This is a genomic window from Mycobacterium sp. DHQP2018-32-09 (assembly GCF_058148405.1).
In genome coordinates this window covers 1-12,469 of the sequence record NZ_JBYVYK010000052.1, presented here as the reverse complement: position 1 = coordinate 12,469, position 12,469 = coordinate 1, and the positions used below count along the sequence as shown (strand labels likewise).

The following is a 12,469-nucleotide window of genomic DNA, read 5'->3' as shown; positions in this document are numbered from 1 at the left end:
TGGTCAGGTCGCGCGCGGGGCGCGAACGCCGCCCCGGGGGTGTCGACATGGTTTACTGAGTTGACTAGCTGGCTGTCAGCTGGCGCAGTACCCAGGAGAGACACCCGTTGGCCCGCACTACCCCACTGGCACCGATGATCGGCTCCGACAGCGTGACGCCGTTGACTGGGTCCCCCGTCCGCTCCCCGAAGACGGCCGAACTGGTCGCCGGAACCCTACGCCGCATGGTGGTCGACGGCCAGCTCAAGGATGGCGACTTCCTGCCCAACGAGGCCGAGCTGATGGCGCACTTCGGTGTCAGCAGGCCCACGCTGCGCGAGGCCGTGCGCGTCCTGGAGTCGGAGCGGCTGGTCGAGGTGCGCCGCGGGTCCCGCACCGGCGCGCGTGTGCGGGTCCCCGGCCCGGAGATCGTGGCGCGGCCCGCGGGCCTGCTGCTGGAGCTGTCCGGCGCCACCATCGCCGACGTGATGGCGGCCCGTTCCGGCATCGAGCCCATGGCGGCGCGGCTGCTGGCCGAGTCCGGTGACGCCGAGGCCTTCGACGAGCTGGACCGCATGCTGAGCGAGGACGTGCCCGCAGGCTGGCAATCGGACAAGCTGGCCGAGGCCACCGGCGAGTTCCATCGCCGCATGGTCGAGCTGTCGGACAACGCCACGCTGACCATCATCTCCGGGATGCTGCACGAGATCACCGTGCGCCACACCGCGTTCGCGATGAAGGAGCGCTACGAGGTCTCCAAGACCGATTACGACAAGCTGCTCCGCTCCTACCGGCGGCTCATGACGCTGCTGCGCGCCGGGGACGCCGCCGCGGCGGAGGGGCACTGGCGCAAGCATCTCGACGTGGCGCGGACCATGTTGTTGCAGGGGCTGGAGGACGTCAAGGTCCGGGATGTGATGGGGTGAGGAGCGTGCGGATCACCCCCGACCAGGTGGGGTGAGGAGCGTGCGGATCACCCGCGACCAGGTGCGGTGATGAGCGCGCGGATCACCCCCGACCAGACGACGTAGAGCCCGTGACGTGCACGGGCACGGTGTCGTCCCACGGCTGCCGCGTCACCATGTCGGCGACGTCGACCCACCCGCGCTCGAACTCCCCCGTCGCGGCGTCGACGAGGCGGTACTCCTGCCGCTGCCGGTGGATGGGTTGCGCGTCGAGCATCACGATGCGGACCTCGCCGGGTTCGAAGTGGCACCGCCGCTGCAGGGCGGCGACGAGCTGTTCGTTGCTCATGTGCCCGTCGCCGAAGTTCCATCCGATGGCGGTGGACACGATGCGTTCGCCGTCGGTGAGCACGTACTGCGCTTCGTCGCGGCCCGCCATCGCGCGGTGGGCGAGGGTGAACAGCGCGCGGCCGTGGGTGTTGAACGAGCGGAACGCGTACCCCATGTAGAGGTACATCTCCGCGGTCTCCTTGCTGCCGTAGTACCGCTCCATCTGCGCGGCAGGCATGCTGGCGATCGACACCACGCCGCGTTCGATCTTCTCCGCGGCGGACGGCGCGACGCACCACAGCGAGGTGTCCCAGTTGCCCGCGTAGTAGCGCATGCCGGGCAGGAAGGACACCTTGCGCGGGAACAGGTTTCCCACGGCGACGGTGCCTGCGACCGCAAGGAACAGCACCACGGGCCACGGGCTGGTGAGATCGCCGAGCCCGATGCCCGCGTTGCCGAGGAACAGGGCCAGGACGCTGAACATCATGAACACGTTCCACTCCAGCGGTACCCCCATGGGGATGGCCGAGAGGATGCCGAAGTGGAAGCACAGCATGACGAACGCCGCGACGTAGGTCGGCCAGCCGCCGTGCGAGAACAGCAGGACCAGGGGCACCAGCATCTCGATGGCGGTGGAGAAGTGCGCGAGCCAGCGCGACGCCCGCCCGGGCCGCAGGTCGTCGGGGAACCGCTCGAAGAACTTGCGCTTGATCCAGCGCGGCCGGATCACCGGGTTGTTGCTCATCATGGTGGAGATGACGAACGGGAAGTGCTTGTTGAGCTTCGAGGTGGCCGCGCCCATCCAGATGACCAGGCACACCAGCTTGGCGGCGATGACGATGTCGGCGCCACTGAACAGGAAGCACACCGCCAGCGAGCCGTAGACCTCGCCGCGGGCGGCCAGGAACAGCACCTTGTCGCGCAGGCCCGCCAGGATCAGCAGTCCCACGATGGCGGCGGTCTGCCACACGGGCAGGACGCCGACGTCGCTGCCGAGGGCGGGGATCGGGCCGGTGCCGTCGGAGGCCAATGCCACGACCAGCATGACGAGCAGCGCGCCGTAGAGCAGCACGTCCACCGGGGTGCGGGTGTCGCCGCGGGTGAACGGCACCCGGCCGGGCCACGGAGGCAGACGAATGGTCTTCGGCCGCAGCCAGTACAGGATGGACCCCATGGGCGGGAAGAACCGGTTGTTCAGCGGGCCGAACCCGCAGCCCAGGCCGACGATCTCGAACAGCATCGTGTAGAGGACGACCTTCTGGTACACGATCGGTTCGTGGTACCACTGCGCCACGTTCGTGAAGCCGTCGATGCCCGCCGTGCCCAGCACCACCACCCACGCCACCAGCACGTACAGCGCGATCTTGACGACGTAGAAGAGATGCAGCACCACCGGGGTGCCGAAGCCGACCTCGGCCCAGTGCCGCGCCATGGGGACGATGCGTTCGGCGCGCGTGCCCTTGCTCCACTGCTCGTAGTCGACGACGGGCGCGTCCTGTGTGAAGAAGCCCATGCCGGACAGATTAGAACGTGTTCTAGTCCGGTGGCGCGGTTTCCCCGCGGTGTCGACGGCTACAGGGCGGCGGTCAGGCGGTCGACGTACGCCGCGACGCCGTCGGCTCCCCCGAGCGCCGACTCGGCCGCGTGCACGCTGACGGCGACGGTGTCGCCGATGCCGTGGACGCCGTGCGCCAACGCCATCATCGGCGACAGCTGCGGGAAGCTGCTGGTGACGGTGACCGAGGCGCCGCCGAACTCGAGGTCTGCGGGCCCGCGGTAGACGCTGGAGACCACGGTGTTCCCGGTCGCGGTCGCCGACCGCGCGTCGAGGTCGAACCGCGAGATGCCCCAGCGCAGCAGTCCCGCGGGCACCGAGGCGGTGGCGATGGCCGCGCTGCGGTGGGCCGGATGGTCGGCGCGGCGCCTGCGCTCGGCGAGCTGGGCCGCGATGAGCGCCGCGCGCTCGGCCCGCGGTACGTCCGGATGCAGGGCCACGCCCACGTTGCCGAAGTGGTTGTTGGCCAGTCGCGGGCCGCGCTTGGCCATGGGCACCTCGGCGGTCAGGTGCGAGGGGTCGTCGCCGAGGTCACGCAGATGCCCGGCCAGCGCCTCCGACACCGCCGTCAGCACCGCGACGGTGACGGTGCCCGGACCCACGTCGGCGCGGCGCCGGGTCAGCGTCCGGATGACGCGCGCACCCGTCGGCGGCCCGTTGGTGCGCAGCACCGGGCACGACGCGGCGGGCGGCGGCAACCGGCCCGCGGCCTCGTCGCGCACCAGCTGCCGGTGGTCCCGTGAGGCCCGCGCGGCACGGATCGGCAGGGCGAACGGGTACCGCGGCGGGTAGGTGGGCTGCGGCGGCACGCCCGGGCGCCCGAACAGCGTGGCCGCCAGCGCCGCCGAGCGGGTGCCGTCGCCCAGCGCATGCGAGATCTGCACGACGGCCACGGTGCCGGCGCCGGTGACGCCGGGGATCCCCACCACGTCGGCGAACACGTGCAGCCGCCAGGGCGTGGCGCCGAGGGGCACGGACGTCAGCGCCACCACCGCGTCGAGGCAGCCCGCCCACGTGGCATCGGCGAGGTGGTGCACGAGGGTCCGGTCGCGTCCGACGTGCGCGGGCGCCCACGCCGGGTAGCGCAGCGGGCCACGGTCGACGAGGCGCACCGCCAGGTCGGCCGACCCGCGCGCCCGCTGCAGCACCGTCTCGATCGCCGCGGTGAGATCGGTTGGCGCACCGTCGAATCCGTAGAGCAGGAATTGGTCGTTGGGCATCCGCCTGCCCATCCACGCCATCTGGGCGTCGACGGGCGCCAAGGGTCGCACGGCCGAGCGCATCACCCCGGCATTAGATCAGCCGCCCAGTGCGGTCACGTCACGCACCGCTCCGCGGTCGGCCGACGTGGCCAGCGCGGCGTAGGCCCGCAGGGCCGCCGAGACCTGGCGGTCGCGGTGGCGCGGCCGGTATCCGCCCGCGCGGTCGAGTTCGGCTCGGCGCCTGGCCAACTCGTCGTCGGGCACCTCCAGGGTGATGCTGCGCGCGGGGATGTCGATGCGGATCGGGTCGCCGTCGCGCACCAGCGCGATGGCGCCCCCGGCCGCCGCCTCGGGCGACACGTGGCCGATCGACAGCCCGGAACTGCCGCCGGAGAACCGGCCGTCGGTGACCAGCGCGCACGCCGCGGCCAGGCCGCGACCCTTGAGGAACGACGTCGGGTACAGCATCTCCTGCATGCCGGGACCGCCGCGCGGCCCCTCGTAGCGGACCACGACCACGTCGCCGGGGATGACGCGCCCGCCCAGAATGGCGTCGACGGCCTCCTCCTGGGATTCGACGACCACCGCGGGCCCGGTGAACGTCAGCAGGTGCTCGGGGACGCCCGCGGTCTTCACCACGCAGCCGTCGGGTGCGAGGGTGCCCGCGAGGATCGCCAATCCGCCGTCGGGCGAATGGGCGTGTGCCACGTCGCGGATGCAGCCGTGCGCGGCGTCCAGATCGAGGGACTCCCACCGCCGTGACTGCGAGCCCGCCGTGGCGCTACGCTGCCCGCCCGGCGCCGCGTGGAACAGCTCGACGGCCGCGGCACCGGGGGCCGGGCCGCGCACGTCCCAGCGGTCCAGCCAGTCGTCGAGGCTGGGTGCATGAACGGCGTGCACGGTGGGGCGCAGCAGGTCGGCACGGTGTAGTTCGCCGAGGATCGCGGGGATGCCGCCGGCGCGGTGCACGTCCTCCATCAGGTAGGTGCCGTTGGGGGCGACCTTGCACAGGCATGGGATGCGCCGCGAGATGGCGTCGACCTCGGCGACGTCGAAGTCGACACCCGCCTCGTGCGCAGCGGCCAGCAGATGCAGCACGGTGTTGGTGGAACCGCCCATGGCGACGTCCATCGCCATCGCGTTCTCGAACGCGGCGGGCGAGGCGACGGCGCGCGGCAGCACGGTCGCGTCGCCGCCGTCGTAGTACCGCCGGGCCAGGTCGACGACGGTGGCGCCGGCCCGCTGGTAGAGGGCGTGCCGCGCGGTGTGGGTGGCCAGCAGCGAGCCGTTGCCGGGGAGCGCCAAGCCCAACGCCTCGACGAGGCAGTTCATCGAGTTGGCGGTGAACATGCCCGAGCACGACCCGCACGTCGGGCAGGCCGTCTCCTCGATGCGCTGCAGGTCGTCGTCGGAGACGGTGGCGTCGGCCGCGCCGGACATGGTGTCGATGAGGTGCAGGCCCGAGCGCACCCGCCCGTCGACCAGCGTCGTGCGGCCGCCCTCCATGGGGCCGCCGGAGACGAACACCGTGGGCACGTCGATGCGCAGGGCGGCCATCAGCATGCCGGGGGTGATCTTGTCGCAGTTCGAGATGCACACCAGCGCGTCGGCGCAGTGCGCCTGCACCATGTACTCCACCGAGTCGGCGATCAGGTCCCGCGAGGGCAACGAGTAGAGCATGCCGCCGTGCCCCATCGCGATGCCGTCGTCTACGGCGATGGTGTTGAACTCGCGTGGGATGCCACCCGCGGCGCTGACGGCGGCGGACACGATGCGGCCCACCGGCTGCAGGTGGGTGTGGCCGGGGACGAACTCGGTGAAGCTGTTGGCGATCGCGACGATCGGCTTGCCGAAGTCCTCGCGGGCGACGCCTGCGGCGCGTAGGAGGGCGCGGGCGCCAGCCATGTTGCGGCCGTGCGTGACGGTGCGCGAACGCAGTGGGATCGACGTGGGGGTCATGCCGTCCACTGTCGGGCCGGACGGCGGGGCACGGAAGACGCCCTGGGTACTAGTAGTGGGAGCACTAGGCTCGGTCGGGTGCCGACCAGCGAGGAGCGCCGCGCCGAACTGGGCGCATTCCTGCGCGCCAGTCGCGAACGCCTGCCGCGCAGCGACTTCGGGCTGCCGCCCGCCGGCCGTGGCCGCACCGTCGGGCTGCGCCGCGAGGAGGTGTCCTACCTCTCGGGCGTGAGCGTCACCTGGTACACGTGGCTGGAGCAGGGCCGCGACATCAATCCCTCACGCCAGGTCCTGGACGCCGTCAGCCGGACGCTGCGGCTCGGCGTCGCGCAGCACCGCTACGTGCTGGCGCTCGCCGGGTTCGCGCCCGTGTCCCCGGCGTCGCCCGACGACGTCACCGAGGTGCCCGCGCACGTACAGCGGCTGCTGGACGCCATCGGGGACAATCCCGCCTACGCGCTCACCCCGGCGTGGGGCATCGCCGGCTGGAACGCCGCCTACCAACGGCTGTATCCGCCGGTGGCCACCACGCCGGCACACCACCGCAACCTGCTGTGGCTGGTGTTCACCGATCCGTTCGTGCGCGAGTTGCTCGACGACTGGCAGGTGACCAGCACGCGGTTCCTCGCCGAGTTCCGCGCCGAAGTCGGTGCGCGCCTGGGCGATCCCGCGCTGCTGGACCTGGTCGCGCGGCTGTCCGAGGTGAGCCCGGAGTTCCGGGACGGCTGGGACCGGCACGACATCGGCGGGTTCGAGTCACGCGAGCGCGTGTTCCATCACCCCGAGCTGGGCACCGTGCGCTACGAGCATCACCAGCTGCGGCCCTCGGATGCGCCCGAACTCCAGCTGGTGGTCTACACCTAGCGATTCGTGGAGTTTACGTCGCGCTCAGCGCGACGGAAACTCCACGAATCACGGCTGAGCGAGGAAGGCCACGATGGCATCCGCGACCTCGTCGGGGCGTTCGAGCTGCAGGAAGTGCCCGGCGCCCGCCACGATCTCGACGGCGCTGCCGTCGGGCAGGATGCGCCGCACCCAGTGCGCGTAGTCGGGTGACGCGCACCCGTCGTCGGCGCCGTGCAGGTAGAGCACCGGCACCACCGGCGCCGACAGCCAGTGGCCGTGCAGGGCGGCGTAGCGCTGCGGCGGCCTGCTGCCCCGCATGGTCTGGCGGTAGTAGGCCAGCGCGGCCCGCCAGTGGGCGGGTGCCCCGATGGCGGCACGTACCCGCTCGACGTCGGCGGCAGCGTCGTAGCCCGGCGACCATTGCCGCCACAGCCACGGGATCAACCAGCTCGCGGAATGGTCGGGCAGCCAGGGCAATTGGTTGTAGGCGATGTACCAGCTGCGCATCAGCTGGCGCGGCAGCCGGGCCAGCAGCCGACCGGCGTCGGGCACGCCGCGCATGGGCCGGAACGACGCCGCGGGCGGCACCGACATGATCACGGCCCTGCGGAACGGCGTCTCCGGCAGGGCGGCCAACCCGGCCCCCGCGATGGCGCCCCAGTCGTGGCCGATCACCACGTCGCGGTCACCGGTGCCCAGCGCGTCGCGCACCCGCAGGGCGTCGCTCATCAGGGCGCCCACGTGGTAGCTGCCGTCGGCGGCCAACCCGGACGGGGCGTACCCGCGCTGGAAGGGGGCCACCACCCGGTACCCGGCGGCCGCCAGCAGCGGGGCGACCTTGCGCCAGCCGTGGGCGGTGTCGGGAAAACCGTGCAGGCACAGGGCCATCGGGGCGTCGTCGGCACCCCAGACCTGGGCCACGAGGTCGACGTCGGAGCCGCCGGCGACGGTGACGGTGCGGGGTTCGTTCACGGCTCTCCGCTCAGACGGGGTCGAATCCGGATATCAGCCAGTCGCCGTCGACGCGGTCCAGCGTCACCCGGATCGACGACGGGGTGTCGGTCGGTGGGTTGGTCCCGATGGCGACGGTCTGGTTGACGAACACCAGCACCACGGCGTGGTCCGGTTCGGCGACCACCGACGCCGCGGCGGGCACCGTGGCCACCGCCGAGATGCGCTTCTGTTGGGCCCCGGGGATCACGACGTCGTCGGTGAGCGTGGTGTAGGACCGCCGGAACTCACCGGTCAACAGGTCCCGCGCGGCGACGAGCTGCTGCTCGACGGTGTCGGGCGCGTAGGACAGCAGCGCGATGGCGCCGTCCTTGGCCGCGCGCACCGATTCGACGCGCACGGTGTCGTCGGTGGTGGCCGAGTCGTCGACGTACTTGAGGAAGCCGGCCGCCACGCACAGCACCAGCAGCACCGCCGGCACCACCCAGTAGGCGCACACACGCACCAGGCGCAGGTCATCCGATTGCGCGGCAACGCCTTCCGCGCCGACCTCGGCCGTGGTCTCCTCGGTCATGCCACGAACTCCACGTTCGACACCTTGACGGCGCCCTCCGGGTCGCGTTCGACGGCGATGCGCATGCGCCACGCGCGGCGCGGTTGCGGCGGCTGGCCCTCGATCGTGGTGTCGACGGTGACCGCCACCAGCACGGTGGCCCCGATCGGCGAGTACTCGTCGATGCCCGCCTCGGTGACGCGGCCGACCGCCTTGGACCTGACCCGCTTGACCACGTCGGCGAACGACACCGCACGCTGCTGGAAGTCGGCAAGGAACGGGCCGGTGGCCGAATCCAGGATGCGCTGGACGTCGTCGTCGACGCGAGTGTAGTCGATGGTCGTGAGGTCGACGGCGCCCTGGCGGCCCACCCGCAGGAACTCCGCGCGCTGCTCGTCGGCCCGCTGCGACGCGAGCGCACCGAACCCCAGCCAGCAGGTCACGCCCACCATGACGAGGACCGCCACCAACCCCGCGACGAGCGCCAGCCGGACGTGCGATCCCTCGGCGGGGGCGAAGGGGTCGACGGCCGGAGGTGGGGTGACCGCGCCGTCGACCGGACCCGCCGGCGCCACGTCCTGGGCTCCACCGGGGTCGGCAGCGTCGTCTGCCATCTTCGCTCCTCCGTCGCACTCGCAGACCAGCGCGGTCCCGGGGGAACCCCGAACCGCCGCGTCCAACGTACGTGCCCGGATGGGTGCGGTCGCCGAGGCGCACCGCCCGACCGTCAGGCGTCGGCGGCGGCGCGTTCCAGGTCGGCGACGTCGATCTTGCGCATCGTCAGCATCGCGGCGGTGACGGCCTTGGCCACCGCCGGATCGGGCCCTTCGATCAGCTCGTAGAGCCGGGTGGGGACCACCTGCCAGCTGAGGCCGAACTGGTCCTTGAGCCACCCGCACTGCGACTCCTGGCCGCCGTCGAGCAGCGCGTCCCAGTAGTAGTCCACCTCCGCCTGGTCGGCGCACCGGATCTCGAAGGAGACGGCCTCGGTGAACGGGAACGCCGGACCTCCGTTGATGCCGAGGAACCGGCGCCCGTCGAGCACGAAGCTGCCGTAGAGGACGCCGCCGGGGTTGCCGTGACCGGCGCCGGTGTCGACGTGCATCGTCTCGACGGAGGAGTTGGGGAACACCGAGGTGTAGAACCGTGCGGCGGCTTCGAGGGTGCCGTCGAACCACAGGCATGGCGTGATGATGGGCATGTACGTCAGACCGCGGCGGGGCGTGAAAGTCATCGGGGCTGGTGCGGGGCGGCGGTGCTGCCTGGGTAACGTGCAGGACGGGTCGGCAACGATGCCGTCGCCCAACGCCCTCGGAGGATGCCCGTGACCGATGCCAGCAGCCCCCGCTTCACGACGTTCCGCGGGGTCGACGACCTGCGGCTGGTGGCCGACGAGTGGAACGCCGACGCCCCGAGCGACACCGGCAGGCCCGCCATCCTGATGCTGCACGGCGGCGGGCAGAACCGGCACTCGTGGAAGGGCACCGGCCAGGCCCTCGCGGCGGCGGGTTACCGCGTGATCGCGCTCGACAGCCGCGGCCACGGCGACAGCGACCGTTCGCCCACGGCCACCTACACGGTCGAGGCGCTGGCCGCCGACACGCTGTCGGTGGTGTACCAGATCGGCGGTCCGGTGGTGTTGATCGGCGCCAGCATGGGCGGGCTGACCGGCATCGCGACGGCGCACGAGGCGGGCCCGGAAGTGGTCACGAGGTTGGTCCTCGTCGACGTGGTGCCGCGGTTCGAGAAGGACGGCAGCGCCCGCATCCGTGACTTCATGGCCAGCGGCATCGGCGGGTTCGCGTCGTTGGACGAGGCGGCCGACGCCGTGGCGGCCTACCTGCCGCACCGCACGCGGCCGCGCAGCACCGAGGGCCTGAAGAAGAACTTGCGGCTGCGCGACGGGCGGTGGTACTGGCATTGGGATCCCGCGTTCCTCACCAAGCCCGACGACGACCCGTTCGCCCGCGTCGACATGTTGGAGCAGGCGGCGACGCGCCTCGAGATCCCCATCTTGCTGATCCGCGGCAAGTTGTCGGACGTGGTGACCACCGAGGGCGTCGAGGACTTCCTGGCCAAGGTGCCGTCGACGCGGTTCGTGGAGCTGTCCGACGCCGGGCACACGGCGGCGGGTGACGACAACGACGCCTTCACCGACGCGGTCGTGGCCTTCGTCGCGTCCTGACCCGGGCCTACGCGGGGTCGGAGTCCGCCTCGGCGAGGCGCTGGTGCAGCCGCGCGCGGACGTCGTCGGGCGTGTAGGCGTTGCGCTTGCGTTGGTCGCGCGCCACCAGGACGCCGCCGGCGACGACGCCCGCGGCACCGGCAAGACCGACCCACTTCCAGATCCCTCGCATGCCCGGATTCTGCCTAAGCTGCGCTGGTGAAGGCGAACACGGTGACCTTGCAGCGCGCGCTGGCCGAGACGCGCACCGGCGACGTCTGGCTGTTCCGCGGCGACTCCGGGCCCGACCGCGCCATCCAGACGCTGACCAATGCGCCGGTCAACCACGTCGGGATGACGGTCGCCATCGACGACCTGCCGCCGCTGATCTGGCACGCCGAGCTGGGCGCCAAGCTGCTGGACGTGTGGACCGGCACGCATCACCGCGGCGTACAGCTCAACGACGCCCGCCAGGCCGTCGAGCAGTGGATGGACGTCTACGGGCAGCGCTGCTGGCTGCGCCAGCTGACCCCGTACGCCGGACGGGAGCAGGAGGACCGGCTGCTGCGCGTGATCGCCCGCATGGACGGCACGGCGTTCCCGACGACGGCGCGGTTGACGGGCCGCTGGTTACGCGGGCGGCTGCCGACGGTCAGCGATTGGACGCGCGGGCTGCCGTTCGTGCACCGCGCGGTGCGGGAGTCGGCGGAGCGGAAGAAGGCGGCCGGCCGCGCGGCCGGTCTGCAAACGGCCTACTGCGCCGAGACGGTCGCCATCACCTATGAGGAGATGGGGCTGCTGACCACCGAGAAGCATCACAATTGGTTCGACCCGGGATCGTTCTGGAGCGGGGACGCACTGCCGTTGGCCGATGGGTACCGGCTGGGCGACGAGATCTCGGTCCTGCGCTGAGGAATATCCCGGCCCGACACATGCGTTATATCGCATGATTCGGTCCGCCGATACTTTCCCCGAGGTCGGCGGACCGAATCGTTCCACCCCGCTCCTATCGCCCGCTCCCCATGCCCGCTCCTACAGCCGGGCGAAGCACGGGTTCGACTCCCCCGTCGGGATCTTCGCGTCCTGGCTGGAGAACGTGCCCACCACGCCCGCCGAGGTGACCTTCACGCTGTCGGCGTGAATGCCCAACGGGTAGTTGTCGTTCAGCTTCTTGGTCAGGTCGTCGAGCGCCTTCTGCACCGTGTCCTTCGTCAGCACGCCCTTGACGTCGAGCACTTGAAGGTTCAGATCACCGTTGGCCACAACGGGTTTGGCGGTGACGCTGTTGGCCGAGCCGGCCTGCATCACGATGGTGCCCGCGGCCGGATCGGTGGTGACGTTGGTGACCAGGTTGCCCACGCCGGGCAGGTTGTCGGCGACGGTGTCCTTGATGCCCGCCGACTTCCAGGTCAGCGTCGCCTCGAGCGAGCCGATGGTGCCCTTGGAGTCCGCGGTGCCCTCCAACCGGACGTCGCGCAGCGTCACGTCGGCGGTCATGCCCTTGGCCGACTGCACGTTGTCCCCGGCCGTCACCACCGAGATGTTGGTGTAGTGCCCGGTGACGTGCTGCCACAGGAAGGGCGGGTTGACGCCGAACGAGATGGTCGCGCCGTCGTCGACGACGCACTCCGCGACGGCGGTCAGGATGCCGTCGGCGCGGTGCCGGGCGTAGAGTTCGCCGCCCGCCAGCCCACCGGCGATCGCCGCGATGACGATCACCGCCAGCAGGGCGATGGTCTGGCGGGTGAAGAACCCTTGGCGCCGCACCGGTTTCGCAGCGATTTCGGCGGGCTGCGCGGGTTGTGGCTCGCCGCGGTCGAGCTGCTGGGTGGGCTGATGGTCGGCGGGTGACGGCGGCCTGGGCATCTTCTCGGTGCGACCCGGCTCGAGCGAGCGGCGGGGGGCCTGGATCTGCTCGGTGCGGCCGGGATCCGGCGGCCGCAACGCCTCGGTGGCCGGCTCGGGAGGCGGACCTGGCGCGGGGGCCGGTCGGGGCGGTGGCCCCGACGGCCGCGGCGGCTGCCG

Annotated in this window: 13 protein-coding genes; 4 read left to right on the top strand and 9 right to left on the bottom strand. The window is 71.6% G+C overall.

Features of this window, described 5'->3' with window-relative positions:
- Window positions 1-107 precede the first annotated feature (107 nt).
- Window positions 108-905 (top strand): FadR/GntR family transcriptional regulator, encoded by a 798-nt coding sequence (locus AC30CM_RS21915; RefSeq protein ID WP_490119020.1) that lies wholly within the window; start codon window positions 108-110, stop codon window positions 903-905.
- Between the two features lie 82 nt (window positions 906-987).
- Here AC30CM_RS21915 and AC30CM_RS21910 read toward each other — a convergent pair whose 3' ends face one another.
- The 3 genes from AC30CM_RS21910 to ilvD are packed head-to-tail and all read right to left on the bottom strand — an operon-like array spanning window position 988 to window position 5,930.
- Window positions 988-2,727 carry a DUF3556 domain-containing protein gene (locus tag AC30CM_RS21910; protein ID WP_490119019.1) on the bottom strand — a complete coding sequence of 580 codons (1,740 nt, stop codon included), beginning with the start codon at window positions 2,725-2,727 and terminating at the stop codon, window positions 988-990.
- A gap of 59 nt (window positions 2,728-2,786) precedes the next feature.
- Complete coding sequence (locus AC30CM_RS21905) at window positions 2,787-4,052, bottom strand: DUF1298 domain-containing protein (protein ID WP_490119055.1); 1,266 nt, start codon at window positions 4,050-4,052, stop codon at window positions 2,787-2,789.
- 15 nt (window positions 4,053-4,067) lie between these two features.
- Window positions 4,068-5,930: a dihydroxy-acid dehydratase gene (ilvD, locus tag AC30CM_RS21900; RefSeq protein ID WP_490119018.1), complete on the bottom strand. Its 1,863-nt coding sequence runs from the start codon at window positions 5,928-5,930 to the stop codon at window positions 4,068-4,070.
- A 78-nt stretch (window positions 5,931-6,008) separates the two neighbouring features.
- Between ilvD and AC30CM_RS21895 the strand changes: the two genes are divergently transcribed.
- Window positions 6,009-6,794, top strand: coding sequence for a helix-turn-helix transcriptional regulator (locus AC30CM_RS21895; protein ID WP_490119017.1), 786 nt, complete (start codon window positions 6,009-6,011; stop codon window positions 6,792-6,794).
- A gap of 48 nt (window positions 6,795-6,842) precedes the next feature.
- Here the strand turns inward: AC30CM_RS21895 and AC30CM_RS21890 are convergent, their stop codons facing one another.
- From AC30CM_RS21890 to AC30CM_RS21875, 4 genes are all read right to left on the bottom strand, one after another.
- Window positions 6,843-7,748, bottom strand: coding sequence for an alpha/beta fold hydrolase (locus AC30CM_RS21890; RefSeq protein WP_490119016.1), 906 nt, complete (start codon window positions 7,746-7,748; stop codon window positions 6,843-6,845).
- A 10-nt stretch (window positions 7,749-7,758) separates the two neighbouring features.
- Window positions 7,759-8,301: an Rv1363c family protein gene (locus tag AC30CM_RS21885; protein WP_490119015.1), complete on the bottom strand. Its 543-nt coding sequence runs from the start codon at window positions 8,299-8,301 to the stop codon at window positions 7,759-7,761.
- The gene (locus AC30CM_RS21880) at window positions 8,298-8,894 is read right to left on the bottom strand and encodes an Rv1363c family protein (RefSeq protein ID WP_490119014.1); all 597 of its coding nucleotides are present in this window, start codon (window positions 8,892-8,894) and stop codon (window positions 8,298-8,300) included. The genes AC30CM_RS21885 and AC30CM_RS21880 overlap by 4 nt, the downstream gene beginning before the upstream one ends.
- Before the next feature lie 113 nt (window positions 8,895-9,007).
- Window positions 9,008-9,481: a VOC family protein gene (locus AC30CM_RS21875; RefSeq protein ID WP_490119054.1), complete on the bottom strand. Its 474-nt coding sequence runs from the start codon at window positions 9,479-9,481 to the stop codon at window positions 9,008-9,010.
- 123 nt (window positions 9,482-9,604) lie between these two features.
- On the opposite strand from AC30CM_RS21875, the gene AC30CM_RS21870 reads away from it, so the two are divergent.
- The gene (locus tag AC30CM_RS21870; protein ID WP_490119013.1) at window positions 9,605-10,465 is read left to right on the top strand and encodes an alpha/beta fold hydrolase; all 861 of its coding nucleotides are present in this window, start codon (window positions 9,605-9,607) and stop codon (window positions 10,463-10,465) included.
- A 7-nt stretch (window positions 10,466-10,472) separates the two neighbouring features.
- On the opposite strand, the gene AC30CM_RS21865 is transcribed toward AC30CM_RS21870, so the two are convergent.
- The gene (locus AC30CM_RS21865) at window positions 10,473-10,637 is read right to left on the bottom strand and encodes a hypothetical protein (protein ID WP_490119012.1); all 165 of its coding nucleotides are present in this window, start codon (window positions 10,635-10,637) and stop codon (window positions 10,473-10,475) included.
- Window positions 10,638-10,678: 41 nt separating this feature from the next.
- Here AC30CM_RS21865 and AC30CM_RS21860 point away from each other — a divergent pair, with 41 nt between their 5' ends.
- Window positions 10,679-11,356 carry a guanylate cyclase gene (locus AC30CM_RS21860; protein WP_490119053.1) on the top strand — a complete coding sequence of 226 codons (678 nt, stop codon included), beginning with the start codon at window positions 10,679-10,681 and terminating at the stop codon, window positions 11,354-11,356.
- 120 nt (window positions 11,357-11,476) lie between these two features.
- Here the strand turns inward: AC30CM_RS21860 and AC30CM_RS21855 are convergent.
- The coding region (locus AC30CM_RS21855; RefSeq protein WP_490119011.1) for an LmeA family phospholipid-binding protein at window positions 11,477-12,469 on the bottom strand (993 nt) is incomplete at its 5' end.